We start from the raw sequence: 25,451 nt of genomic DNA, 5'->3' as shown, positions 1-25,451 counted from the left end.
CTACTCCATATGACCAACACCTCTACCCCGAAACTGCTCCTGCTGGCGGCCGGCTGCGCCACGTCCCTGTGGCTGGGCAGCTGCGGCACCGACCAGCACGCCGGCACCACCGAAGTGCCCACCGCCGATGCCAACTTCGACCGGTTCAAGGGTCAGTTTATCGATTCGCTCTGGTACTACGACCCCGAGTGGGCCAGTAGCCAGGGCTACCACCGCTACGACTCGCTGCTGGTAGTGCCCAGCGCCGGCCGCCGCCAAACCGAAGCCGCCGTGCGGGCCCGGGTGAGCAAGCAGCTGGCCACGTTTCCGGTAGGCGAGCTGTCGGTAAACAACCAGACCGATTTCCGGCTGATTGAAAACTACCTGAACAGCTCCCGCTGGTATGCCGACACGCTCAAAAGCTGGCAGTGGAACCCGGCCATCTACAACCTGGGCTCGTCGGTGGCCGAAATCCTGAACGGCCGCTACCAGCCCCTGGACCGCCGCCTACGCAGCATTTCTCTGAAGATTTCCCGGTCTGCCGATTACTACGCCGCCGCTGAGGACAACATCAAAAATCCGACGCTGGAACATACCAAGCTGGCTATCGAACAGAATCGGGGCGCGCTCAGCGTATTCGGGCCGGCGCTGCTCGACTCGCTCAACCGCTCGGGGTTGTCGGAGCGGGAAAAGAAAGACTTCCGCGACCGGGTAGCCACCACCCGGCTGGTGCTCGAAAACTACATTGCCTTCCTGGAAAAGGAGGTGCTGCCAGCCGGCCACTTCCGCAGCTTCCGGCTGGGCAAGGCCCTCTACGACCGGAAGTTTTACTACGACATTCAAAGCAGTTCCTCGGCCGATGAGGTATACCAAAAGGCCCTGGCACACAAGCAGGAGCTGCTGCGCGACATGAAACAGCGGGCCACCCGGCTCTGGCCCAAGTATTTTGCCGACCAGCCCCTGCCCGTCGATACGCTGCTGGCCGTGAAGCAGGTTATCAGCCACCTCTCGCAGAAGCACGCCACCCCGGCCGGCTTCGTGGCCGCCGTGAAAGCCCAGATTCCGACCCTGACCAAGTTTGTGAACGATAAGAAGCTGCTGACCCAGGACCCGACCAAGCCCCTGGTAGTGCGCGAAACGCCGCCCTATATGCGCGGCAGCGGGGCCGGCGCCTCGGTATCGGCCCCGGGCCCCTACGACACGGCCGCTGATACCTACTATAACGTGGAGCCCCTCGACGGGCAGCCCGCCGCGCAGGCCGAGAGCTACCTGCGCGAGTACAACGAATACACCCTGCAGATTCTGAACATTCACGAAGCCATTCCGGGCCACTACACCCAGCTCGTGTACTCCAACCGCTCGCCCTCGCTCATCAAATCCATCCTGGGCAACGGGGCCATGGTGGAGGGCTGGGCCGTGTATGCCGAGCGCATGATGCTGGAAAGCGGCTACGGCGGCAACTCCGACGAAATATGGTTGATGTGGGACAAGTGGAACATGCGCGTGACCATCAACGCCATCATCGACCACGAAATCCAGGTGGGCAATGCCAGTGAGGCCAGCATCGTGGCCCAGCTCACCCGCGACGGTTTCCAGGAGCAGGCCGAGGCGACCAGCAAGTGGAAGCGCGCCACCCTGAGCCAGGTGCAGCTGAGCAGCTACTTCACCGGCTACACCGAAATCTACGACCTGCGCGAAGAGCTCAAAAAGCAGCAGGGCAGCCAGTACGACCTGAAAACGTTCAACGAGCAGTTTCTCAGCTACGGCAGCGCCCCGGTGCGCTACATCCGCAACATGATGCTCAAAAAGGCGTAAGGTATTCTGCTTTTCGTGCTTAAAAGCCGCCCCGGTTGGAAACATCCGGGGCGGCTTTTTTGTCGGCTAGCCAAATCCTTCTTAGGGCTGTAAAAACGTTTCGCTTCGCTCACGCTCCGCCTAACGTTTCTTGTTCTACTTTTCAAGCCGCATTTACCCCAATATGAAAGAAGCCGACCGCCAGCGGGTGCATGAAACCAACGATGATGGCCTGCGCCGCTACACCCACGAGCACATGAAGGTGTTTGCCAAATTCACTTCCAACAACTGCGCAACGTGTGAACTGCTGGCCCCACCCTTCGCCAAGTTTGCCGACGATGAGCCTTTCGAAACCATTCTGTTTCTGCGTCTGGCCTCGGAGGAGAGTCCGGTGGCCAAAAAGCTGATGCAGGAGAAGGTAGCGCCCTTTTTCGTGAGCTACTGCCAGGGCCGTATTCTGGAGTGCGACACGCTGACGACGGAGGCCGAAGTATGTGCCATGCTGGAACGCCTGCGCGACTGGCTGCCCCAGAATAACTAAACACTGCGGTATTCTTACCAAACACGGTGGGTGTCACCTACTGCTTGCTAACGACGATGCTACTGCGCTAAAGCAGCGGTGCGCATGGCTGCCCGCCATTTTCACCGTAGCTTCGCGGCCGTGTTTTTTATCGTCTCCAAGATTTTCGGGTTGGCTTTCGAGCCGGCCGTGTGGCTGCTGCTGCTGCTGGTTGCCACGCTGCTGAGTTTTCGCCACCCTAAGCGCCAGCGTGGGCTGCTGGTGGCCACGTTGGTTTTTATGCTCATTGGCACCAACGCCGGCCTTATCAACGAGGCCTATCTGGCCTGGGAGCTGCCGGCGGTGCCTATGCGCACCATTGCGCCCCACGATGCGGGCGTACTGCTGACGGGCATAAGCCGCTCGCAAAAGTCGCCGCACGACCGGGTGTACCTGTCCGAGGGGGCCGACCGGTTCACCAACACGCTGTGGCTATACCGGGCCGGTCGAATCCGGTACATCATTATCAGCGGCGGCTCGGGCTCGTTACGCAAAGCAGCCCATACCGAAGCCCGCGACCTAGCCACGCTGCTCCAGTTGGCGGGGGTGCCCAAGCAGGCTATTCTGCTAGAAGAAACCAGTCGCAACACCCGTGAAAATGCCCTCAATACGAAAGCCTTGTTGGCCCAACACCCCGATATAAAGAGTCTGGTGCTCATCACTTCGGCCTTTCACCAGCGCCGGGCCATCGGCTGCTTCCGCCAGGTTGGCCTCACGCCCACACCTTTTCCCGCCGACTTCCGCTCCGACAACCGCCACCTGTTCAGTCCCTTCTACTGGCTGCCCAACGCTGCCTCTTTCGGCCGCTGGAGCCACCTGCTCCACGAAATTACCGGCTACCTGACCTATAAGCTGCTAGGATACTGTTAATGTGCTCAGGTGCTAATGAGGGAAATGTGCTGATTGCCGTTCTGTGTTATTGCGAGCAACGCGAAACAATCCGTCCTCTGAATTGTGCTGCGCTGCCTTTACTGAAAAGCCCTTTACTACCGCAGTAGTAAAGGGCTTTCTGGCAACAGGACGGGTCGTACTGCGCAGAGGATGTGTCCTTGCTTCGGCTGCGCCTCGCAAGGACACATCCTCTGCGCAGTACATTATGAACACATTAGAACTTGAGTACATTAACCTATTCCACTTTTTTCTTCGCCACCGGGGCGGCGCCGCCGATCCAGACGCTTTTCTGGTTGACGAACTCCCGGATGCCGAGGTAGGACAGCTCCCGGCCGTAGCCCGACTTCTTGACCCCGCCGAAGGGCATTTCCGGCGACGACTTCACCATCGAGTTCACGAAGACCGCGCCGGCCTCGATGCGGCGCGCTACGGCCTCGCCGCGCGGCACGTCGCGCGTCCAGACGGCGGCTCCCAGGCCGAAAGGGGAGTCGTTGGCCAGGCGAATAGCTTCTTCCTCGTTGCGGGCTTCCAGAATGATGGCCACGGGGCCGAATAGCTCCTCATAATAGGCGGGCTGGCCGGGCTTCACGTTGGAAATAATCATAGGCCGGAACAGGGCCGTGCCGGGCTTGGTCTGCCCGCCGAATAGCTCCACTTTGGCCCCGGCTTTCACCGAATCCTCTACCTGCTTGGTGAGCTCGTCGGCCAGGTCGGGGCGGGCCAGGGGGCCGTACTGAGTGGCCTCGTCGAGCGGGTCGCCGGTGCGCAACGCCAGCAGGTGGGTTTTGAGCTGGCTGATAAAGGGCTTCACGATGGACTTATCGACGATGAAGCGCTTGGCAGCAATGCAGCTCTGCCCGGCATTGACCATGCGGGCCTGGGCGGCAGTTTTGGCGGCCAGCTCCAAGTCAGCGTCGGCCAGTACGATAAACGGGTCGGAGCCACCCAGCTCCAGTACGGTTTTCTTGATGTTGGCCCCGGCCACGGCCGCTACTTTGGAGCCGGCCAGCTCACTACCCGTGAGCGTAGCGGCCTTCACCCGGTCGTCCTGTAGCAGCTTTTCCACCAGATCGGAGCCGATGAGCAGGGTGCGGAAGGTGGCAGGAGGGAAGCCCGCGTCGTGAAAGATGCTTTCCAGGGCCAGGGCGCACTGCGGCACGTTGGAGGCGTGCTTGAGCAAACCCACATTACCGGCCATTAGGGCCGGGGCCGCAAAGCGGATAACCTGCCAAAAGGGGAAATTCCAGGGCATAATGGCCAGCACCACACCCAGCGGCTCGTGGGCAATAAAGCTGCGTTGGGCCTCGGTTTTGATTTCCTCGTCGCGCAGAAATTCTTCGGCGTGGTCGGCGTAATAGTCGCAGGTAAGGGCGCATTTCAAGATTTCGGCCCGGCCGTCGGCCACGGGCTTGCCCATTTCCAGGGCCATGAGGCGGGCCAGTTCCTGCTGCCGCTCGCGCAGTAAGTCGGCGGCGCGGTGCAGCAGGTGGCTGCGCTCGGCAAAGGGGGTTTGGGGCCAGGAAACAGCTGCCCGGGCGGCTTGCGCCAGAATACGCTCGGTTTTAGCCCAGGAAAAAGCCCGGAAGTGCCGCAGCACTTTGCCGGTATAAGGATTGAAAGATTCGATGGCCATGAAAGGGCGAAATTGGACTGCCGGATTGAAAACAACTACCAAGGCGTACTGTTACGCACAACATAGGTTGCACTCGTGTAGCTTTGCGCCAGGCTCAGTCATAGCGGCCGGATGAAGTCGCCTCCGGCAATTGGCAGGGCCAAGCATAGCGCAGAATAAGCTTTATAGTGTACTTTCGTCTCATCCTTGGCGCGTAAGCAGCGTGCTGTCGGCCTTTCTTATGTAATTCCCCTGTGTCTCCCACCACTCCCGAATCACCGACATCCGTTACCGAAGATCTGCTCGTGCAGCGCCTGCGCGCCCGGGACGAGTCGGCCATGACCTTGTTTTACGACAAGTATTCATCGGCTCTGTACGGTGTCATCCTGCGCATAGTCAAAACCGAGGAAGTAGCCGAGGATGTGCTGCAGGAAAGCCTGGTTAAGATCTGGAACTCATTTCAGTCCTACGATGCTTCCAAGGGGCGGCTTTTTACGTGGGTGCTGAATGTTTCCCGCAATTTAGCTATCGACAAAATCCGGTCCCGACAGTACCGCGTAAGTAGTCGCACGCAGCCACTGGAGGAAAGTGCCGCGCTGCGCCAGGCCGCTACCCCCACGTTCCGACCTGAGCACATTGGTCTGCAGGAAATGACCAGCAAGCTCAACCCGGAGCAAAAGCAAATTATTGACCTGCTTTATTTTGGCGGATTTACACAAAGCGAAGTGGCTGAAGAACTCAACCTGCCGCTGGGAACGGTGAAAACCCGGGCCCGGGCGGCCATCAAAGTACTTGCAAAACTGATTCGATAGCCGTGAACATTCAGGAATACATCGAATCCGGTATTTTGGAAGAGTACGCCCTGGGCGTGCTCGATGCGGCGCAGCGCGCCGAAGTGGAACGCTACGCGGCCGAATACCCGGCTGTGCAGCAAGAACTCGACCTTATCCAGCAAGGGCTGGAAAGCTATGCTCAGGCGCATACGCAAAACCCGCCCGCCGGGATGCGTGAGCGGGTGCTGGCGGGCTTCCAAGCCGCTATCCGGCAGCCCGAGGCTGCCGCGCCGGTAGCCGTTGCCGCTGAGCCCGTGGTGCGTTCTATCGCCTCGGCCCAGCCCGGGGAAGCAGAAGCAGCCGGTTTCAACTGGCTGATGGCTGCTTCGGTGGCTTTGCTGGTGCTAAGTGCCGCGGCCAACCTGATTCTCTACAACCGCTGGCAGAGCAGCGAAACCCAGCTGGTGGCCCTGCAGGCCGACCAGTCCCGGGTGGCTTCGACAATGCAGGCTGTGGAAAAGCGCCTCGACACCCGCACCCAGGAGCTGGCCGTGCTGCGCAGTGAGCAGTTCAACGCCGTGGAGCTGGCCGGCACACCGGTAGCACCCGAGGCCAAAGCCCGCGTACTCTATAATAAGGCTACCAAAGCCGTGTATGTGGACGTACGCAACCTGCCCACCCTGCCCGAGGGCAAGCAATACCAGCTCTGGGCCATGGACAAAGGCAAGCCCGTGGACGCGGGCATGCTGGCCGCCGCCACTACTGCCGGCGACAGTCTGCAGCAGATGAAGAACATTGCCAACGCCGAGGCCTTTGCCATGACGGTAGAACCTGCCGGGGGCAGCGAAAACCCCACGATGGAAACGATGACTGTGCTGGGTAAATTCTAGTTTCCGGCAATTATCCTAACCGGATAAAAGCCAATGGATACGGTTTATGCTGCCTGACTGGCACTGCCACAACCTGACGACGGTAACTTTCCCGCTGTTCTGATTGTAGTAGTGCCAGTATCTTTTCCGCCCATTCCGTGCACGGTTCCATTATTAATCTGCTCAAGCGCTTCGTTCAGACGCAATACGACCACAGTACCTGGCTGAAGCTGGTAGAAGGCGCCGGCCTGCCCAGCGCCGATTTCGGGATGATGCAAGTGTACCCCGACGAGCAGATGTACGCCTTGGTAGGGCAGGCCGCCGAAATGACCGGTATTCCGGCCGAGCAGCTGCAAGAAAAGTTCGGGGAGTTTCTAGTGCCCGATCTTATGCTGGTGTACAAGCGCTACGTGCAGCCCGACTGGGGCACGCTCGAAATGATTGAAAACACCGAAGAGGCCATGCACGGTGCCGTAAGGCGCGATGCTCCGGGCACCCGGCCCCCCGTGCTGCACGTCACGCGCGTGGCGGCTAAGGAGTTGGAGGTGCGCTACGAGTCGGAGCGGCGGATGGGGGCGTTGGCCGTGGGTATCATCCGGGGCCTGGCCACTTACTTCGACGAAGCCGAGGAAATAGAAGTAACCCCGCTGACCAGTGAAAACGAGGATAGCGTCATCATTCGGGTGCGTCAGCGTTAAGCGTTGCTTTTGATTGACGGTTGAGCCTGCAAGCTTCGGCCGTATTGTGTTTTTCTGTCACCACGAGCCATTAGAGCCCGTTTTATCTATTCCCACGCATGGAAAAGTCAACTTACTACAACCCCGCCGACTTGGCCAAATTTGGTAACATCTCCGACTGGCAGCCCGAAATGGGCCGCAAGTTCTTCGACTACTACGGCGAGGTATTCAAGGAGGGCGCCCTGACCGAGCGCGAAAAGTCCCTCATTGCCCTGGCTGTGGCCCACGCCGTGCAGTGCCCCTACTGCATCGATGCCTACACCACCGACTCGCTGCAAAAAGGTGCCGACGAAGCCCAGATGATGGAAGCCGTGCACGTAGCCGCTGCCATCAAGGGCGGTGCCGCCCTAGTGCACGGCGTGCAGATGATGAACAAGGCCAAGGAATTGAGTATGTAATGTGGAAATGTGCTGAAGCCAGGGGAAGAACCAAACCAGCCAGTTGGTTTTGAACGTCCATTAATCCAAGAACATTAACACATCAGCACCTTGCCACATCAGCACATTAAGGAATGAAGAGTCTTCACGCGCAACACCACCCATTGGCCGATACCGGCTACCAGCTCACCGTGCTTACCCAGGCCGAGGTGGAAGGTGCGCACCAGCCGCTGTTTGCCATGCGCCTGCGGGAAGCGGGTTTGCTGCCGTTGCGGCCCACGGGCATCACGGTAATGCAGGTGAACGTGGGCAAGATGTGCAACCAGACCTGCCGCCACTGCCACGTAGATGCCGGCCCTGACCGCACCGAAATTATGACCCGCGCTACCATGCAGCTTTGCCTCGATGCGCTGGCCCGGACGGATATTGCGGTAGTGGACCTCACGGGCGGCGCGCCGGAAATGAACCCGGACTTTCGCTGGTTTGTGGAGCAGATTTCGGCCCTGGGCCGGGAGGTCATCGTGCGCTGTAACCTGACTATCATCGTGGCCAACCCGAAGTACCACGACCTGCCCGAGTTCTTTGCCCGGCACCGGGTGCGGGTCGTATCGTCGCTGCCGCACTTCTCAGCCGTGCGCACCGATGCCCAGCGCGGGGAAGGCGTATTCGGCCGCTCCATCAAGGCCCTGCGGATGCTGAACGAGGCCGGCTATGGCGTAGAAGGCACTGGCTTGTCCCTGGATCTGGTCTACAACCCGTCGGGGGCTTTTCTGCCGGGCAGCCAGGCTGGGCTGGAGCGCGACTTCAAGCAGCGCCTGCTGCGGGAGCATGGCGTGGTGTTCAACAACTTGCTGACCATTACTAACTTGCCCATCAGCCGGTTTCTGGAGTATTTGCTGGAAAGCGGCAACTACGAGTCGTACATGGACAAGCTGGTGCAGGCCTACAACCCCGTGGCGGCGGCCAATGTGATGTGCCGCAGCACGCTGTCCGTCGGCTGGGACGGGCAACTCTACGACTGTGACTTCAACCAACAGCTCGACCTGCTGGTGGAAGGCCGGGCCCCGCAGCACATTCGCGACTTCAACCTGGAAACGCTGAACGGCCGCGCCATCGTAGTGAATCAGCACTGCTACGGCTGCACGGCCGGGGCGGGCTCCAGCTGCGGCGGCGCAACCACCTAACTTCTGGGAAAGAAGATGAAACGACTGGCTTTTCTGGTGTTGTGGCTGCCGGCCCTGGCAGCTTGCGGCACGAATGCCCAGACCGGCAACAACCCGGCCTACGACCAACTGCTCAGCACACTGTATCATAAGACGGTGCACACCGTCCGGCCCGCGGCCCTGGCCCGGGAACTGAGCAAAACACCCAATGCAGTGCTGCTGCTCGATACCCGCACGCCGGCTGAGTTCAAGGTGAGCCACCTGCGCGGGGCCCGGTTCGTGAACTTCGACGAATACGAAAAAGCCACCTTCGCCGACGTGCCTCGCGACCGGCCAGTAGTGGTGTATTGTTCGGTGGGGGCCCGCAGTGAGCGGGTGGGTGAGCGGCTGCAGTCGCTGGGCTTCAAGCACGTGCGCAATCTGTACGGTGGTATTTTTCAGTGGGTGAATGAGGGCCGACCGGTGTACAACGCCCAGGGCCTCACCCCGAACGTGCACCCCTATTCGGCCCTGTGGAGCCCCTGGCTGACGCGCGGCACGAAGGTATACGAGTAACCTTTGAACCGGCCGGCGGGCCGTCAACCGCGCTGCGCTGTGAATCAACACCTCCTGGTATTTGCCCGCTACCCCGAACTGGGCCGCGTCAAAACGCGCTTGGCCCGCACGATTGGCGACCAGGCCGCGCTGGCGGTTTACGAAGAGTTGCTGGACCATACCCACGCCGTAACGGCCGCGCTGCCCGCCCACAAAACCGTGTGGCTGGCTGAGGATAAAACCGGAGCTGCCCCGGAGTTCTGGCCCGGCTATGCCCGCCAGCTGCAAGCCGGTGCCGACCTGGGTGCCCGAATGCAGGGTGCCTTTGCCCACAGCTTTGCCCAGGGCGCCACGGCCGCCATTATCATCGGCACCGACTGCCCCGATCTGGCCACGGAGCACCTCAGTCAAGCTTTTGCCGCGCTGCTCAGCCACGATGTGGTAGTGGGCCCGGCCGCCGATGGCGGGTATTACCTGTTGGGAATGAAGGTGCTACAGCCCGCTTTTTTTCGGGATAAAACCTGGAGTACCAACTCGGTGCTGGCCGAGCTGCTGGCCGATGCCCGGCAGCTGCAGCTGCACGTATACCAACTGCCTGAGCTGCGCGATATTGATACGGAGCAGGACTTGCGGGCCTGGCAGCAGGGCCGGTAGCCAAGGAAAGGGAAATTCGACTGGCAATTGGGCGTACTTTAGCGCTTCCCTTATCCCAAACCATGCCCGTATCCCGCCGAAGAATATTTCCTGCCCTGCTGACCTCGATAAGCGTGCTGCTACTGTTTCAGGGGTGTTCGGGGCAGGATGCAGACCGGCAGCCGGCGACCAGCAGGCTCATACAGTTTCCCAACGCGCTGAGTGCTTTAAATGTCCATTTCAACCCCGAGTGGGCTATGGACAAGCTCTGGGAAGACGGCTTGGCGGAAGTAGCTACCTACGAGGCCGAGCGGGTTATCTACAAGAAAATGCGCCGGTTTGAGCTCACTCAGATAACGGTGAAGGAGGAATTCAACCAGGAATTCAACGTCAAGACCGATGCCTACGAGCGACCTGACGAGTTTCCGGTGCTGAAAGTCAACCAGTTTTGCCGCATTCCCACCGACCAGTACCCGTACCACTTCCTAACCTCGCTGTTTTTCCGGCGCGACCAGCCCGTGGCTTTGCACAAGCTCACTACGTCGTCCCAGGAATGGTGCGGCACCACGTTCAAGGCCATTACCGACGACGGGGAGCAGTACACCGAAGTCTACAACTCGTACTGGGACGGGCAGGGGGCCGGGCAGCGGCAGCTGCGCCGCAACGCGCTGTTTGAGGACGCACTGCCCTACACGCTGCGGGCCCTGCGCTTCGAGGCCCGGCCTTCGTTCTCAACGAACATTTTTGAGCTACAGCAAACCAGTCAGGCCAAAGCGCCCGTGAGCTACCAGGCCCAGGTGCAGGTAGCTGAGGCTACCGCGGCGGAAACTACCCGGCCCGCCTGGCGAGTGAGTGTGCAGCTTGATAAGGAGAAGCAGAACATATACTGGTTTGACCGCGAGTACCCCAATGTGCTGCTGCGCCAAACCACCTGGGACGGCCGCACGCTGCAGCTAAAGCAAGTGCGCCGCTACGCCTACTGGACGCACTAGGCCGGCCCGGCCGCCGACTGTCGGCGCGTGGCCAGCAACTCCCAAATCAGCACCGCGGCTACCACGCCGTATTCCAGGGCCACTAGCCAGAGGTTTTCCCGGTAAGCCGTGGTTTGGTAGGCCGCATAGGATAGCGGCACCAGGGCCGACCACACCAGGGCGTAGCGGAAACGGGAAAATACGCTCAGCGCCACTAGTGTCGTCAGGTACCAGGGATGCACGGTGGTAGCCAGGGCCAGATAACCGGTGAGCAGCACCAGCAGCGTTTGGGGCAAAGAGGCCAAGGTGGGCTGCTTTTCGCGGGCGGCCACGGCCAGCACCCACACCACCATGGCCGCGCCCAACCAGGTCCCGAGGCGGGCAATCTGGTTGTAGCCCGTGAGATAGTAGCCCCCGGCCCGCAACAGGTAGTAGAAGCTGGCGTTGAACTCGAACTTGTGGAAATATAAGTCGAGGCTGCGGCCCACATTAGCCACCAGCGGCGCCGACAAAAACGGCGCGAACAGTACGGCCAGCACCACCACCACGGTAGCGACCAGCAGCAGCCACGGCCGCCACCCCAGTCGCCGGACAAGCAGCGGCAGCACTAGCAGCGGCAGTAGCTTGGTGGCAACAGCGCCGGCCAGTAACGCACCCGCCGTGGTCCGGCTTTGCCGCGCCAGCGCCCAGATGGCGGCCAGCAACCCGCAGAGCATCAGGGCTTCAAAGTGCAGATTGCCGGTAAGCTCGACGATAACCAGGGGATTGAGCAGATACCGCAACGCCTGCCTGCCGGGCCGCTGAAAATGGCGTAGCAGCAGCAGCAGTAGCACCGCCGTAGCCACTTCGGCCGCCAGCAGCACCAGCCGCAGTACAATAACGAAGCCCCGCTCACTGTTCGGAAAAATCCAGCTGACCGCGCCAAAAACCGCCTGGCACACGGGCGGATACACGGAGTGGTAGTGGGGCGAATTCAGCCGGGGATATAGTCGCAGCAACGCCCGGTCCTCGGGCGCGGTTGAGGGTTCGAGGCGAAACCGGATTTCCTCGGGGCGGTATTGATAAGGACTTTGCCCAGTTGCTACTAAGTGCCCGTCCCACCGGAAGCGGAAGTAGTCATCGGACAGGGCGGGCACGGCCGGCAGCCACAGCAAGCGGCTCGCCAGGGCCAGCAGCAGGCCGTAGCGCAACGCCAGGGGCCGCCACAGCAGCCAAGCGTAGCAGCCAAATGCCAGCGTGTAGAGGGCCAGCAGCTGCCCGAAGTGCTGGCGCGGCGTAGCGTAGGCCAGCAGCCCATACGCTACGAGGCTGCCCCCCACGGCAACCCACTGACCAGCGGCAAGGCGCGGCTTCATGCGCTAGCCGAGGCGCGGGAATGCCGCAGCGAGTAGTAGAACACGAGGCCAAAACCCACCGTGAGCAGGCCGTGGAAAGGCAGCAGGCCGTAGTTGCCGAAGTACACCCCGGTGCCGAGTCCAAACAGAAAATACAGCGTGAGCAAGCCCTCCAGCACCGTGAGGCCGTCGAAGCTGCCGGTGCGGTAGCGGTGAGTGCGCCAGCCGCTCTGCCGCCGCGCCAGGCCCATCTTGGGCGTCCGGATGAAGGCTGTGGGCTGCCGCGCCAGCCCAGCCAGCACGGCCCGGGTATTGTGCAAAGAAAGCCCCATCGACACGGCCAGGAACAGCACAAAGCGCGGCACGAAGCGCAGACGGGCCGCCGTCGGGTTGTCGTGCCGCCAAGCGGTGTAGAAGTAGTAGGTGAGGGGCAAAAAGCCCAGGATGCACACCGATGCCAGCCGAAACACGGGCTTAAATTCCGGCACGTATTCCCGGATAAACACCAACGGCACGCTCAGCACGGCCATCAGCAGAATGGCTACGAACACGGTGCTATTGAGTAGGTGAAAGGCCGCGTGGAGCTTGGTACTGCCCTTGTGCCCCGAGCGCAGCACGTGTCCCAGGTGTTTGCGGGCAGTTTCGGCCGCGCCCTTGGTCCACCGGAACTGCTGCGACTTCAGCGCGTCGAGGGCGGCGGGCAGCTCGGCGGGCGCCTGCACCCGGGGCAGGTACACAAACTGCCAGTTGCGCAGCTGGGCCCGGTAGCTCAGGTCGAGGTCTTCGGTGAGCGTATCGGCGTGCCAGCCCCCGGCATCCTCGATGCAGCGGCGCCGCCACACGCCTCCGGTGCCGTTGAAGTTGATGAAATGCCCGCCCGCGTTGCGCCCCACCTGCTCGATGAGAAAATGCGCATTCAGCCCAAACGCCTGCAGCTGGGTGAGCAGCGAATCATCCTCGTTCAGATGGGTCCAGCGGGTTTGCACCACTCCGATTTCCGGCGCGGTGAAGTGCGGCACGGTGCAACGCAGAAAATCGGGTTCGGGCACGAAGTCGGCGTCGAAGATGGCAATAAACTCGCCGTCGGTTTCGAGCAGGCCGTGGGCCAGGGCCCCGGCTTTGTAGCCCTGCCGGGTAGGCCGCCGCACATGGTCGATGCGGAGGCCCAGGGCCCGGAAGTGTGCCACCCGCGCGGCGGCCAGGGCCACGGTTTCGTCGGTCGAATCGTCGAGCACCTGAATGTGGAGCCGGTCGGCGGGGTAGTCGAGCCCGGCGGCGGCCGTAATGATGCGCTCCACTACGTAGAGTTCGTTGTAGATGGGCAACTGTACCGTCACGCGGGGCCACTGCGCCGGGGCGGGCGGCAGGGGCCGGCCCGGTTGCCGGTAGGCGCGGCGGGCCAGGCGCGTGAGGTGGAGCTGGGTGAGGCTGAAGCCCAGAATAAAGGCGAGGCACAGGCCGTAGAGAACCAGAAGCAAAATTTCCAGTTCTTTCATCGGGGGCGGAGAAGCAGAATACGAATCAACACAGGCAAGCCGGACGAACTACAAATACTTGAAAATCGTCCACAAAATCTTGTAGCCGGCTCCCAGCGTGCCCTTCACCGTGCCCGATACCTTCGAGACACCGATGCGGCGGCGGTAGCGCACCGGCACTTCCTGGGTACGCAGGCGGTGCTTGGCGGCCTTGAGCTGCATTTCCACGGTCCAGCCATACGTGGTATCGGCCATGCCCAGATTTTTCAGGGCCTCGGCCCGGATGGCCCGAAACGGGCCCAGGTCGGTGTAGCGCACCCCGTAGAGGCCGCGCAGCAGACTAGTGGCCAGCCAGTTGCCGAAAATCTGCTGGGGCATCATCGAGCCGCTTTCCCGCTCGCCCAGCGCCCGGGAGCCAATCACCATGTCGGCCTCGTTGCGCAGCAGCGGCGCTACCACGGCCGCCATTTCCTCGGGGTAGTCAGAATAGTCGCCGTCGAGGAACACGATAATGTCGGGCTGCTGGGCCAGGGGCAGGCCAAAGCTGTAGGCCATGCCGCAGAGGCAGGCGTGGCCGTAGCCGGGGCGGTTTTCGCGCAGTACCGTGGCCCCGGCCGCCCGGGCCACGGCCCCAGTATTGTCGCGCGAGTTATTATCCACCACGATAACCTCGGCCACCAGATCTGCCGGAATTTCGGCCAGCACGCGGCCAATGGACTGTTCTTCGTTGTAGGCCGGGATGATGACGTGAATACGCGGCGCGGCGGGCAAATTGGGCATGAAGCAGAAGGGCAGGCATGGGCGGCACCACAGCCAGGAGGAAAAAAGATCGGAACGGTCGGCCCAAAGGCAGCCAAACCGGGTACAAAGATGCACTATCGGCGGGGTTATCTGCCGCGCGCGGCTCCCGCAAGCAGAACCTTACGCCGCCCGAATCGTTTTCCGGCTACACTCTTTTGTAGTCTTACCCTTTTATGTATGCTTCAGGTTGGCGACCAGGCTCCCGATTTTACCCTTAAAACTACCACCGGCGACACCTTTCGTTTGTCGGAGCAGCTGCGGCAGCGCTCCATCGTGCTGTATTTCTACCCCAAAGACGACACGCCTGGCTGCACGGCTCAGGCCTGTTCATTTCGCGACCAGTACGAGGATTTCCAGGACCTGGGGGCCGAAGTAGTCGGCATCAGCTCCGACACCGAAACCTCGCACCAGAAGTTCAGTCAGAAGCACCGGCTGCCGTTTCCGCTGCTCGCCGACGTGGGTGCCCGGGTGCGTCGCCTCTACGAAGTGCCCCGCGCCCTGCTCGGCATTCTGCCCGGCCGCGTCACGTTCGTCATCGATAAAAATGGGGTTATTCAGTACATCTTCAACTCCATGAACGCAGCGGCCGACCACGTGAGCAACACCAAGGAGGTGTTGCAGGGCCTGGTCGGGTAGCGCCACCGCCATATCAGACTGGGAAAATCAGATTTATGGGAGCTTTACTAACCGATATGCTGGAGCGCGCCCAGCGCAACCGTCGCGTGGTGGCCGTGCAAACCGGCGGGCCGATGTTTCTGGGTTATATCCTGAGCCACAACCCCGAACTGCTGCTCATGCGCACCCTCACGCGTCAGGGCCTACCCACCGGCGTGCAAACCATCAGCATGCACGCCGTGACACAGGTGCATTTCGACGACCGGTATGTGCGTCTCATTGAGTTCAAGGAGCATAACCCGGAAGTGGTATACGGGCTGCCCGCCGCTCCCGAAGACACCGCGGCGGCCTACCTGACCATTGCCACCCTGTTGCAGCGCGCCCAGGAAACTCACCAGCTGATTCAGCTCGAAACCCAGTCGGAAACCAGTTTCTACGGGTACGTGGTGCGCCTCACGGAGGATGAATTGCTGCTGGAAGTGTACACCCAGTTTGGGGAGCTGGACGGCCGCAGCGTGCTCGATGTGGATAGTGTGCGCAACATCATCTGGAGCAGTGAGGACACGCGCACCATCGAGCTGCTGCTCCGGCAGCCCGGCGCCCTGGATCCACCGCAGGGATAAAACCGCGTCGCCCGGCCGGAAGCTATAACAGGGCAAGCAGCGCATGGGTAGCCGCGCAGGCCGTTTTTGCGTAACCAGAGGCACTTCACCCAACTGCTTTCCGCATGTTTCGCTTCTTCGGTATTCTCCTGCTGGCCCTGTTGCTCCCACGCCTTAGCCCGGCCCAACCCACTCCGCTCAACGCCACGCTCGACGGCTACGAGTACCCGTTTCCGGTTAAGTATCTGCCCCTGAAGCTGGAAGGCCAGACGCTGCGCATGGCCTATATGGACGTGCCGGCCGCGGCCCGGGCCAACGGCCGTACGGCGGTGCTGCTGCACGGTAAGAACTTTTTCGGGGCCTACTGGCGCGAAACCATCAAGGCACTGACGGCGGCGGGCTTCCGCGTAGTCGTGCCCGACCAAGTGGGATTTGGCAAGTCCGATAAGCCCGATATGCACTACTCTTTTTACCAGCTGGCCCATAATACCAAGCGGCTACTCGACACGCTGGGCGTGCCAAAGGCCGTGATTATCGGCCACAGTATGGGCGGCATGCTAGCCACGCGCTTTGCGCTGATGTACCCCGGGGCCACCGAGAAGCTGGTGCTCGAAAACCCCATCGGGCTGGAAGACTACCGCGTGGGCGTTCCGTTTCAGCCCATTGACCAGGCCGAGGCTACCGAGCGCAAAAGCAACGAGGAAAGCATCCGGAAATATCACGCTACCTACTACCCGGGTGGCTACCCCAAAGCCCACGACGAGTGGCTGCTGCCCCTGGCGGCCCAAACCAAAAGCCCAGACTTTGCCAAGGTAGCCCGCGCCAATGCCCTCACGTTCGACATGATTTACCAGCAGCCGGTTAGCTACGAGTTTAGCCGGGTGCAGGTGCCCACGCTACTTATCATTGGGCAAGCCGACCGCACCGTGGTGGGCAAAGGCCTCATCAAAGACCCGAAAGTGCTGGCCGCTATGGGACAATACCCCGAACTGGGCCGGCGCACGGCGGCCCAGATCAAAGGGGCGAAGCTGGTGGCACTGGACAAAGTGGGCCACATTCCGCATCTGGAGGCTTTCGGGCAGTTTCGGGACGCCCTGCTAGGGTTTGTGCGATGAAGCTACCGGTGCTTGGTTGGGAAACTCGATGTCGCACACGGCCCGAAAGCCAATGTGCGCCGCCGGGCCCTGGTAGCTGCCGCACTCCTTGATGGCGCACTCGGAAAGTCGGTCTTGGTAGCTACCGCCCTTCGTAACGCCCTGTTCCTGCACCAGCTCGGCCACGTTGCCGGTCATGTGGTAGAGGCCCAGGCCGTTCATAGGCAAGTCGTAGACGTAGCTGGGTGTAGAAGCGGCCAGGAAATAAGGCGCTTCGCGGCGACAGTTGAAAATGACGATTTCCGAGCGTTGGCGGTTGAACGCCTGAATGTCCTGCCGGATCTGGGCCACCGAATTGGTGCTGCCCGAGCGGCGGCGCAGGTAGTCGGCCGCCTGCGGATTCACGTTTACCTCCGCCGTCGACACTTCGTAGCCGTAGGGCAGGCGAGTGCCGTAGTGGGCCGCAAATTCCCACTCGGCCTCGGTGGGCAGGCGGTAGGTTACGCGCACGTAGTCACGGTCGCGCAGGCTCTGGATGCCCCGGCTTTCGTTGAGCAGCTTCGTGACGCGGCGGCTGCGCCAGCGGCAGTATTCCAGCACCTGTTCGTAGGAAATGCCCACTACCGGGTAGAGGCGGTAAAATGGGTTGGTGAAGTAGCCGCGCACCGGCTGCACGGTCGAGTCGGGCAAATACAGCTTGATTTCGGCAGCGGGCCGGGTTTTGGCCAGATTTTGCAAAAACGTCTGCCACTCCACGTTGGGCACTTCCACCTCATCCATCTGAAACCGGTCCCCGATCCAGACGACGCCCGGTGGCGTCACGCCCTCGTACTCGGCCTGCTGAATCCGCAGGCTCGGCGGGGGCAGGGCCCGCAGGCGGGCCAGAGCAACCGTGGCCGTATCGGCCGCAAAGCGCAGCCCCACCACGCGGGCATCGGAAAAGCCGCGGTAGGGCCGGGGCAGCGGCGCGGGCGTAGCTACGCGCACCAGAGTGGCTTCAGCGTCGGTTTCAGCCGCGTCGGGGAGCTGGTCGGGGCTCCAGAACTGCAAGGGCACGCCGGTTTGGGTGCTGAGGCTGCCCGGCTGGGTGCTGGTGGGCAGCCCACTGCGCGAGGCAGTCGGAAACTGATAGCGGATGAAAGCTGTCTGGCAGGCCGTAAGCCCGCTTAGAATCAGCAGCAGAAAAAACCGGGTACTACTCAGGCAGCGCATCACGGCTAAGACAAAATCCGCAGGCTATCTGCGTGAATAAGGGTGGAAGCGGCATAACGGCCCTCGCGCGGACCGTTTTCCAAGTTGAGCACGCCCCGGGGGCAGGCCGTGCTGCACATGCCGCAGCCCACGCACGACGCCCGCACGATGGGCTCACCGCGCTGGGCGTACTGCTTCACATCGATGCCCATTTCGCACACGTTGGAGCAGTTGCCGCAGCTGATGCACTGCCCACCGTTAGTGGTGATGCGGAAGCGGGAAAAGTGTTTTTGCAGCAGCCCCAGGTACGCGGCCATCGGGCACCCGAAGCGGCACCACACCCGGCTGCCCATCAGGGGGTAGAAGCCCACGCCCACCACGCCGGAAAACACAGCTCCCACGAAGAAGCCGTAGAAACGATAGAGGCCGTCGGCCGCCGCGCCCAGCACTGCGCCGTGCAGCACCTGGTTGAGCCACATAGCGGCCGTGACGATAATAATAAGAGCCAGCACCGGGTAAATAATGCGCACTTCCCAGCGCCAGGCCGCGCGGCTTTTGTCAGAGAGCTGGCGGTAGGGGTCACCGGCGGTTTCGGCCAGGCCGCCGCAGCCGCACACCCACGAGCAGTACCAGCGCTTGCCGAAGAAGTAGGTGAGCACCGGCGTGGCCAGAAAAGCCATTACCGCGCCCCAGAACACCATGAATACGCCCAGCGCCTGCCCATCCTTCACCAGGTAATCCACGGTGCCGGGCAGGAGATAGTCGTATTTCAGGGGCCAGAAATAGGTGAAATAGAACTCGGGCTGCTGAAAAAACAGCAGCAACCCTGGCAGCACGAAAGCAAAGCCCAGCTGAAAAAACATAACCGAACCGGTCCGGATAAGCTGGTAGCGCGAGTGGCGGTATTTCCAGAGCGCCCGGCCGCCCATGAGCAGAATAGCCAGCGTGTAGAAGGTGCCGTAGAGAAACCACTGGTCGGCAGCACGGCGGCGCAGCAGCTGGCTGAACGGGTCGAGGGTGTGCACCAGGCCGTTAAGCAAGCCGAAATGGCCTTTGTCATCGGGCGAGCTGTACCAGTAAAGCAGCACGTAGAAGCCCGTCAGTACCACGGCCGTAATCCAGGCCACGGCCCCGCGGCTGGTGCTGCTGCGGAGCCAGAGGTTGTCGTGCTGCAGGCCGGCGGGCTTTCGGCCGTATTTGAGCCACGACCAGCCCAGCGTGCCGCCGCTGATAAGGGCCAGGGCCACGTATAGGCTGAGGCGGGCACGCCACGCATCGGCATCGGCCGCGGCGGCCAGCAGCGCCAGAAACCCGAGTCCGATACCCGTCAGCGCGGCTTTTTCGCCAAGAGAAATATCGTTCAGAGGCGGCTGCGCCAGCGCCAGACTGGGAGCAGCGGGAGAAGAAGACATGGAGAGAGAAGGCGAATGGGGGAGGGCAGGAGCAGGGCGGAGCGGGAAGCGGAGCAGTAAGTTAAGCTTTTGCCCGCTGGGAAGTATACTGGTTTCTGAATTTAGTGGTGGTGATGGTGGCCTTCGTCGGGCTTGCCAAACAAGTTAAGCAAAGAGCCCACGATGTAGAGGCCCGCCCAGCATAGGTACAGCCAGTTGAAGCCCTCGGGCATCCGGTGCACAAAATAATGCAGGATGAGGTGAGCCGCTACGCTCATAATCAGGCCCGTAAGCGCAATAAACTGGTAGCTGTTGAGGGCGCTGGGGCGGTAAAGCTTGCTAAAATCCATGGGGTTGCGTGATGCTTGGTGGTGAAGGCGAAGAGCCGGGACGTGAATAGTGGCGGGCGGTGGTTTCCGGTGCCGGAGTAGGAACAGCGAATGGGCAAAAACCACTCACCCGCAAACCCTGAATCAACCCCAAAGGCCCTTGCGGCGCTGCAAAACGGCCGCGTGCTGCGGAAACTGCTGGTTGAAGCGCCGGACGATGTCGGCCTCGTGCTGGCGGTAAAATTCCGGGTCAAAGTTAGCGGCTCCCAGCGTAGCTACTACTTCCCGCACAGGCGTCTGGTTGCTGATCCACTGTTCGCACACGGCGTGGCGCAGGCGTAGGCCCAGGGCATTGAAGCCCGTTACGGCGTGGCCGGGCGCGCTGTTGAAGTTGAGGCGCAGGGCGTGGCGGCCACCGGGGTGCTCCCAATAGAAGCTGTCGGTGCCGGTTTCGGGCTGGACCGGCACGCGGCCGTAGGTCTGGTATTCGAGGTGAAAAAACTTGGCTGAGTTGAACCATACCCCGCGCCGGTAGGCGGTGGGTGTACCGCACAGCGTATGGGCTACCGTTTCGCCCTGCATCCGGCCCGTGTACCAGAGCTGCTCGATGGGTACTTCACCGCGGCCGGGCTGGCGAAACTGGGCACAGTCGCCCGCGGCATACACATCGGGCACGTTGGTTTGCAGCTGCTCGTCCACCAGTATTCCCCGGTCAGTTTCCACCGCCGAGGTTTGCGCCAGCGCCAGGTTGGGCGTCACGCCCGTGGCCAGGCCCACCCACTGGCAGGCCAGCTCCTCGCCGGCGGTGGTGCGCACGGCCTGCACCCGCCCCGCCGCATTCCCCACGATTTCGGCCAGCTCGGTGAGGTATCGTACCGTTATGCCGTGGTGCTCGAACTGCTGCTGCACCAGCCGGGCCTCGGCCGCGGGCAGCACTGAGCCCCAGTAGTGCGCGTCGCGCACCAGCACGGTAACGCCGATACCGCGGGAGTGGAGCATTTCGGCCAACTCCACCCCAATCAGGCCGCCGCCGACTACTACCGCCTGCTTGATACCGTGGGTATCCTGCTCCATGCGGGCCAGGTCGGGCAGGCCGTAGAGGCCCTGTACGCCGCGCAGCTCCCGGCCAGGCCAGCCAGTGAGCCGGCTTACTGAGCCGGTAGCCAGCAGCAACTTGTCGTAGGGCAGTTGCTGCCCGTTACTGAGTGTTACCTGCCGGGCTTGCGTATCGAGGCTGGTGGCGGTGGCGTGGAGGAGCGTCAGACGGTTTTCCGGCCAGAACCAGTCGTCGTAGGGCCGAATATCCTGCTGGCGCATATGGCCCATGTACACGTACATCAGCGCCGTGCGCGAGTAGTGCTGCTCGCTCTCGTCGGACACCAGGGTAATCTGGGCCTCGGGCTGCAGGCGGCGCACGGTGAGGGCCGCCGTGACGCCGGTAATGCCGTTGCCGATAATGAGAAGGCGCATAGGAAGGGAAAGGCGCGGAAAGCGGGAGAAAAAGCGGCCGGAATCAAATGTAGCCGCCCGGCCGCACAATCCGGCCACCGGGCTGTTACGTTTGTGGCGTCAGGTTTGCCAGCAGGCCTACCCATTGCTCCCTAAACTTACTTTTTTCGTCCATGTTTGGATTTATGCGCGTTGCCGGGCTGGCGTTGGCCCTTCTTATTCTAACGGGCAATAGTGCGGCCGTTGCCCAGGCCCGGCCCGCCGCGCCGGATATAAATTCCTTCGTAGCCGCCGCCAACGGGTTTCTGCGGCAGTACGTGGGCCCGGAAGGCAACGTGAACTACCGCGCCATCAAAAGCCGGCCGGCCGCGCTAAAGGGCCTGCTGGAGCAGGTCCGGACGATGAAGACGCAGATGCTGCCGGCGGCCGGGCAGAAGGCGTTTTACCTGAATGCCTACAACCTGCTGGTAATTGGAGCCGTGGTCGAAAAGTATCCGCTAACCTCGGTGATGAAGCTGCCGGGCTTTTTCGACAAGCAGCAACGGTTGGTAGCCGGGGAGCAAATGACGCTGAATGAGCTAGAAACCAACAAGCTCCGCAAGCCCTACAACGACCCGCGGGTGCATTTTGCCCTGGTGTGCGCCGCCCAAGGCTGCCCGCAGCTGAGCCCCGAGGCTTACGCCCCGACTACGGTGGAGGCGCAGCTTACAACCCAGGCCCGGCGCGTGCTCCAGAATTCGCAGTTTATCCGGGTAGACAACAGCACGAAAAAAGTGCTCCTGTCGGAGATTTTCCACTGGTACGAGGCCGATTTTAAGGCTACCGGCAAATCCACGGTGGCCTATATCAACCAATTTCGGGGCGAGCAGCCCATTCCGGCCAGCTTCGTTATTGGCTACTACGACTACAACTGGGCCCTGAACGATGGCAGCCGGTAAGCCAACTTCGGCGCCCGTGGTGCGTAAGTATGCACATACCCACCATCAACCTTAGCACCCAAGACTATGGCTACCGATAACGAAAACAAGAATCTCACCGAAGGCACTCAATTCAGCAAAAACGAGCGGCTGGAAAACGAAAAGGAATACAAAGCCGGCGAAAGCAACGGCAAATCGGGCGACGACCCCTCCGCGCACCGCAACGTGGGCCCCAACGGCTACACCCAGCGTAGCGACCAGAAAGACCAGCTCGAAAACCTGCACATTGGCGGCGACGACCTGACGCCCTACGGCGCCAACGACCACACCAATGCTGGCGAGCAGGCCCAGGGCCCGGGCTTCGAAATGGAGGGCAGCGTAGAAAAAGACATGGACCTGCGCACCCGGGAGCAGAAGTTCGGCGAGAAAGAGCCCAGCGGCCCCGCCCGCACCCCCCGCGACTAACCTCGTGCTTAGACGGTAAAAAAGCCTCGTGCCGTGCGGTACGAGGCTTTTTTTGTGCCTGTCGGTTACCGCAGAAGCTGGGTGGCGGACGACGGCCGCATAGGTTCCATTGGTGCTTGGCTAGCGTTGATGCGGTACTACCGAGCCCAGCTGCTTGACCTTTGTCAAAGTGGTATGGCTCTATAAGAAAGCGGTTTGACAAGGACCTGGCACTACGGAAGCTGCTGCGTTTAGGTTACGCAAATGTTAGGACCGTGAAAGAGTATTTCTATATCTTTAGAAACCCGAATTAACGCTGCAACTAAAAGCGCCTCCTAGCGGCTTGGCTGGCTGCATTGACTTCGGCTAACTGATCATCCTCTTTAACCCACCATTTTCACATCTATGAGCACTTCTACCCCCTCCAATGAGCCTGAAACCGACGACGCCGAACTGCTGAACAGTGAGGAAGAAGACTTGTCGTCCGGCAATGGCCGACTGGCAATAATTGTGGGCGCCATAGTTCTCTTTGCTGGCCTGGGCTACGCTTTCGTACCCGCCAAAACGGCCAAATCGGCTATTGCCAGCGTGATGCCTTCCGTGGTACTCGGCGATGCTACCGTAACCGGCAGCCGCCCCGTAGACGAAGAGAAGCCCGCCGATGAAGCCGCAGACGCCGCTGCTACCGCCGCCACTACGGCCACCGTGGCCGCCCGGCCCGTGGCCCGCCCCATGGCCGCTACCGCTACAGTAGCGGCGCAGCCTGTTGCCACTACCGAGGCCGCCCAGCCCGAAGCCGCCCCCGAGCCCGAAGCCTTGGCTGCCCCGGCCGCCCCCGTTGAGCCATCAACCGTGACGCTGTCAGGCCGGATTCTGGACGAGAACGGCCGGCCACTGGCGGGTGCTACCGTGCTGGTGAAAGGCTCGCGCAAAGGCACCGGCACCGATGCCAACGGCAACTACACATTGGAAGTACCAGCCGGCGACAACACGCTGGTGTATGGCTACGGCGGCTACCAGGACCAGGAAATGCGCGCCAAGGGCGGGCAGCCCCTCAACGTGACGCTGACGCCCTCGGAAGGTGGGAAGCGCCGCCGCCGGTAGTAGCCCAGTCTGGTTTATTGCCCAACAAAAAGCCCTGCCGTGAAAACGGCAGGGCTTTTTGTTGGCTTGAGTCGTCTTATTCCGCCGGCTGCTTGTTGGCAAAGCGCTTCCCAAACAGGAAGTACACCGGCACGCCCACGGCTACCAGCAGCAGGCCCCGGCGGGAAAATTCGGCCGTGTCGGGGGCAATGAGCAGAATGATGCAGAACGTGGACGACAGCACCACGTACAGCAGCGGCAGCACCGGGTAGCCCCAGGCGCGGTAGGGCCGGGGAGCATCGGGGCGGGTGCGGCGCAGCACGAAAATGCCGATGATGGTGACGACGTAGAACAGGATAACGGAGAACATGACGTAGTCGAGTAGCTGGCCGTAGGAGCCGCTCAGGCACAGCAGGCAGGCCCACAGGCACTGCACCCACAGCGCCCGGCCCGGCACGCCGGCGCGGTTGAGCTGGGCCAAGCCGGGGAAGAACAGGCCGTCTTTAGCCATGGCAAAGTAGGCCCGCGCCCCACTCAGAATAATACCGTTGTTGGCGCCAAACGTGCTCAGCATGATGAGCACAGCCAGCACGTAGGCTCCCGCCGGCCCCAGCACCGATTCGGCCACGGCGGTGGCTACCCGGTCGTCGGTGGCGTACATGATGCCCCGGCCGGCAATGGTGGTAGCCTCGGGCGAGCCTTCTAGAGGCAACACCAGTAGGTATACAATGTTGATCAGGATGTAGAGGGCCGTGACGATGGCCGTGCCGATGGCCATGCTGCGCACCAGGGTGCGTTCCGGGTTCTGAATTTCCTCGCCGGCGAAGCCGATGTTGTTCCAAGAGTCGGACGAAAACAGGGAGCCCGACATGGCCATGCCGATGGCAATGAGCAACGCCGAGCCGTTGATGGGCGTGGTAGCGGCCGTAATGCCGGGTGCCGCGTGGCGGGTGGACGTCCACAGGTCGTGGAAGTTGGCCTGAATAGCCTCCGAGTTGATGCCGAAGGCCACACCCAGAATGATGAGTAGGGCCAGGGCAATGAGCTTGGTGCTGCCCAGCACGTTCTGAATCAGCTTGCCGGCCTGCACCCCGCGGGCGTTGATGGCCGTGATGACCACAATCAGTATAATGGCCAGCAGCTGCACGCTACTGAAATCGAAGGGCCCGATGGAAAACAGCAGGTTTTTGACGCTGAACCACGGGATGAGCACGCCGGTAAACTTGGCAAAGGCCACGGCCACGGCGGCAATAACGCCGGTTTGAATGACGAGAAACAGCGTCCAGCCATACAAAAAGGCCGTGAGGCGGCCGAAAGCTTCGCGCAGGTACACGTACTGCCCGCCTACTTTCGGGAACATGGAAGCCAGCTCGCCGTAGCTGATGGCCCCGGCCATGGTGATGAAACCGGTGAGTAGCCACACTACCAACAGCCAGCCCGCACTGCCGACCTGCCGCGCAATGTTGGCCGACACGATAAAGATACCGGAGCCAATCATGCTGCCGGTGACCAGCATAATGGCGTCGAAGAGGGTAATGGCGCGCTTAAAGTGGCCTTGTTGTTCGGGCATAAAGCAGGGTTCTGAATTTTGAGGGCCGGAAGATAGAAAAGAAAAGCCCCGCTTGGTAAAGCCCGACCATGCGCCTGGGTGGCCCAAGCTGCCGGCGCAAAATGCTGCGTGTAGTTCAACCCGGGTTTGGTCCTGCCAAACAACCCGTTAGTGTACTATTCTTGTCAGCCGTGGCAGTGCGCCTACATTTGATTCATCGGTAAGTAAAACAGTCCAGCAGGCTTCTATTCGCAGCTTATTAGTGGTGCTGGCCTCCATTCGTTT

The 25,451-nt window shown here is 61.5% G+C and carries 26 protein-coding genes; 17 read left to right on the top strand and 9 right to left on the bottom strand.

The annotated features are described in order from the left end of the window. Window positions 1-9: 9 nt before the first annotated feature. The 3 genes from LGH74_RS20010 to LGH74_RS20000 all read left to right on the top strand — a co-directional run bounded on the left by LGH74_RS20010 (window position 10) and on the right by LGH74_RS20000 (window position 3,202). A complete protein-coding gene (locus LGH74_RS20010) occupies window positions 10-1,794 on the top strand; it encodes a DUF885 domain-containing protein (protein WP_226178729.1) in 1,785 nt (594 codons plus the stop codon). Between the two features lie 163 nt (window positions 1,795-1,957). Then, window positions 1,958-2,314 carry a hypothetical protein gene (locus LGH74_RS20005; RefSeq protein WP_226178726.1) on the top strand — a complete coding sequence of 119 codons (357 nt, stop codon included), beginning with the start codon at window positions 1,958-1,960 and terminating at the stop codon, window positions 2,312-2,314. A gap of 84 nt (window positions 2,315-2,398) precedes the next feature. Further along, window positions 2,399-3,202, top strand: a complete 804-nt coding sequence (locus LGH74_RS20000; protein ID WP_226178723.1) for a YdcF family protein — start codon at window positions 2,399-2,401, stop codon at window positions 3,200-3,202. 256 nt (window positions 3,203-3,458) lie between these two features. On the opposite strand, the gene LGH74_RS19995 is transcribed toward LGH74_RS20000, so the two are convergent. Next, window positions 3,459-4,856, bottom strand: coding sequence for an NAD-dependent succinate-semialdehyde dehydrogenase (locus LGH74_RS19995; RefSeq protein ID WP_226178720.1), 1,398 nt, complete (start codon window positions 4,854-4,856; stop codon window positions 3,459-3,461). Between the two features lie 233 nt (window positions 4,857-5,089). On the opposite strand from LGH74_RS19995, the gene LGH74_RS19990 reads away from it, so the two are divergent. The 8 genes from LGH74_RS19990 to LGH74_RS19955 all read left to right on the top strand — a co-directional run bounded on the left by LGH74_RS19990 (window position 5,090) and on the right by LGH74_RS19955 (window position 10,913). Next, entirely contained in the window at window positions 5,090-5,647 is a 558-nt protein-coding gene (locus LGH74_RS19990; RefSeq protein WP_226178717.1) for an RNA polymerase sigma factor, read from the top strand. Window positions 5,648-5,649: 2 nt separating this feature from the next. Further along, on the top strand, window positions 5,650-6,498 hold the full coding sequence (locus LGH74_RS19985) for an anti-sigma factor (RefSeq protein WP_226178699.1): 849 nt from the start codon (window positions 5,650-5,652) through the stop codon (window positions 6,496-6,498). 137 nt (window positions 6,499-6,635) lie between these two features. Beyond that, a complete protein-coding gene (locus LGH74_RS19980) occupies window positions 6,636-7,175 on the top strand; it encodes a heme NO-binding domain-containing protein (protein WP_226178696.1) in 540 nt (179 codons plus the stop codon). A 98-nt stretch (window positions 7,176-7,273) separates the two neighbouring features. Continuing rightward, window positions 7,274-7,612: an arsenosugar biosynthesis-associated peroxidase-like protein gene (locus LGH74_RS19975; protein ID WP_226178693.1), complete on the top strand. Its 339-nt coding sequence runs from the start codon at window positions 7,274-7,276 to the stop codon at window positions 7,610-7,612. A 113-nt stretch (window positions 7,613-7,725) separates the two neighbouring features. Beyond that, a complete protein-coding gene (gene arsS, locus LGH74_RS19970) occupies window positions 7,726-8,775 on the top strand; it encodes an arsenosugar biosynthesis radical SAM (seleno)protein ArsS (protein ID WP_226178690.1) in 1,050 nt (349 codons plus the stop codon). Window positions 8,776-8,790: 15 nt separating this feature from the next. Next, window positions 8,791-9,309: a rhodanese-like domain-containing protein gene (locus LGH74_RS19965; RefSeq protein WP_226178687.1), complete on the top strand. Its 519-nt coding sequence runs from the start codon at window positions 8,791-8,793 to the stop codon at window positions 9,307-9,309. Window positions 9,310-9,348: 39 nt separating this feature from the next. Continuing rightward, a complete protein-coding gene (locus LGH74_RS19960; protein ID WP_226178684.1) occupies window positions 9,349-9,942 on the top strand; it encodes a TIGR04282 family arsenosugar biosynthesis glycosyltransferase in 594 nt (197 codons plus the stop codon). 62 nt (window positions 9,943-10,004) lie between these two features. Continuing rightward, window positions 10,005-10,913: a hypothetical protein gene (locus tag LGH74_RS19955; protein ID WP_226178681.1), complete on the top strand. Its 909-nt coding sequence runs from the start codon at window positions 10,005-10,007 to the stop codon at window positions 10,911-10,913. Here LGH74_RS19955 and LGH74_RS19950 read toward each other — a convergent pair. From LGH74_RS19950 to LGH74_RS19940, 3 genes are read right to left on the bottom strand one after another with little or no spacing between them, the layout of a single operon-like run. Then, entirely contained in the window at window positions 10,910-12,247 is a 1,338-nt protein-coding gene (locus LGH74_RS19950) for an MptA/MptB family glycosyltransferase (protein WP_226178678.1), read from the bottom strand. The two genes, LGH74_RS19955 and LGH74_RS19950, sit on opposite strands and share 4 nt — an antisense overlap. Then, a complete protein-coding gene (locus tag LGH74_RS19945; protein WP_226178675.1) occupies window positions 12,244-13,722 on the bottom strand; it encodes a cellulose synthase family protein in 1,479 nt (492 codons plus the stop codon). Before LGH74_RS19945 ends, LGH74_RS19950 begins: the two co-directional genes overlap by 4 nt. Window positions 13,723-13,770: 48 nt before the next feature. Further along, complete coding sequence (locus tag LGH74_RS19940) at window positions 13,771-14,481, bottom strand: glycosyltransferase family 2 protein (RefSeq protein ID WP_226178659.1); 711 nt, start codon at window positions 14,479-14,481, stop codon at window positions 13,771-13,773. A 198-nt stretch (window positions 14,482-14,679) separates the two neighbouring features. Here LGH74_RS19940 and LGH74_RS19935 point away from each other — a divergent pair, with 198 nt between their 5' ends. From LGH74_RS19935 to LGH74_RS19925, 3 genes are all read left to right on the top strand, one after another. Next, on the top strand, window positions 14,680-15,138 hold the full coding sequence (locus LGH74_RS19935; RefSeq protein WP_226178656.1) for a peroxiredoxin: 459 nt from the start codon (window positions 14,680-14,682) through the stop codon (window positions 15,136-15,138). A gap of 35 nt (window positions 15,139-15,173) precedes the next feature. Then, complete coding sequence (locus LGH74_RS19930) at window positions 15,174-15,740, top strand: hypothetical protein (RefSeq protein WP_226178653.1); 567 nt, start codon at window positions 15,174-15,176, stop codon at window positions 15,738-15,740. A gap of 104 nt (window positions 15,741-15,844) precedes the next feature. Then, window positions 15,845-16,834 (top strand): alpha/beta fold hydrolase, encoded by a 990-nt coding sequence (locus LGH74_RS19925; RefSeq protein WP_226178650.1) that lies wholly within the window; start codon window positions 15,845-15,847, stop codon window positions 16,832-16,834. On the opposite strand, the gene LGH74_RS19920 is transcribed toward LGH74_RS19925, so the two are convergent. The 4 genes from LGH74_RS19920 to LGH74_RS19905 all read right to left on the bottom strand — a co-directional run bounded on the left by LGH74_RS19920 (window position 16,817) and on the right by LGH74_RS19905 (window position 21,194). After that, window positions 16,817-18,025 carry a formylglycine-generating enzyme family protein gene (locus tag LGH74_RS19920; protein ID WP_226178647.1) on the bottom strand — a complete coding sequence of 403 codons (1,209 nt, stop codon included), beginning with the start codon at window positions 18,023-18,025 and terminating at the stop codon, window positions 16,817-16,819. The genes LGH74_RS19925 and LGH74_RS19920 overlap by 18 nt on opposite strands. Window positions 18,026-18,030: 5 nt before the next feature. Then, a complete protein-coding gene (locus LGH74_RS19915) occupies window positions 18,031-19,416 on the bottom strand; it encodes a 4Fe-4S binding protein (protein WP_226178644.1) in 1,386 nt (461 codons plus the stop codon). 101 nt (window positions 19,417-19,517) lie between these two features. Continuing rightward, window positions 19,518-19,745 (bottom strand): hypothetical protein, encoded by a 228-nt coding sequence (locus LGH74_RS19910; RefSeq protein WP_226178641.1) that lies wholly within the window; start codon window positions 19,743-19,745, stop codon window positions 19,518-19,520. 123 nt (window positions 19,746-19,868) lie between these two features. Next, window positions 19,869-21,194, bottom strand: a complete 1,326-nt coding sequence (locus tag LGH74_RS19905) for an NAD(P)/FAD-dependent oxidoreductase (RefSeq protein ID WP_226178624.1) — start codon at window positions 21,192-21,194, stop codon at window positions 19,869-19,871. 152 nt (window positions 21,195-21,346) lie between these two features. Here LGH74_RS19905 and LGH74_RS19900 point away from each other — a divergent pair, with 152 nt between their 5' ends. The 3 genes from LGH74_RS19900 (at window position 21,347) to LGH74_RS19890 (ending at window position 23,638) form a co-directional block, all read left to right on the top strand. Further along, window positions 21,347-22,111 carry a DUF547 domain-containing protein gene (locus tag LGH74_RS19900; protein ID WP_226178621.1) on the top strand — a complete coding sequence of 255 codons (765 nt, stop codon included), beginning with the start codon at window positions 21,347-21,349 and terminating at the stop codon, window positions 22,109-22,111. A gap of 66 nt (window positions 22,112-22,177) precedes the next feature. Beyond that, window positions 22,178-22,555: a hypothetical protein gene (locus LGH74_RS19895; protein WP_226178618.1), complete on the top strand. Its 378-nt coding sequence runs from the start codon at window positions 22,178-22,180 to the stop codon at window positions 22,553-22,555. A 384-nt stretch (window positions 22,556-22,939) separates the two neighbouring features. Then, window positions 22,940-23,638: a carboxypeptidase-like regulatory domain-containing protein gene (locus LGH74_RS19890; RefSeq protein ID WP_226178615.1), complete on the top strand. Its 699-nt coding sequence runs from the start codon at window positions 22,940-22,942 to the stop codon at window positions 23,636-23,638. Window positions 23,639-23,714: 76 nt separating this feature from the next. On the opposite strand, the gene LGH74_RS19885 is transcribed toward LGH74_RS19890, so the two are convergent. Beyond that, complete coding sequence (locus tag LGH74_RS19885; protein ID WP_226178612.1) at window positions 23,715-25,187, bottom strand: APC family permease; 1,473 nt, start codon at window positions 25,185-25,187, stop codon at window positions 23,715-23,717. Between the last annotated feature and the right edge of the window lie 264 nt (window positions 25,188-25,451).

Source organism: Hymenobacter lucidus (genome assembly GCF_020447265.1).
Taxonomy (GTDB): Bacteria; Bacteroidota; Bacteroidia; order Cytophagales; family Hymenobacteraceae; genus Hymenobacter; species Hymenobacter lucidus.
The sequence above is the reverse complement of the archived record's forward strand: the minus strand, read 5'-3'. Positions and strand labels throughout refer to the sequence as shown.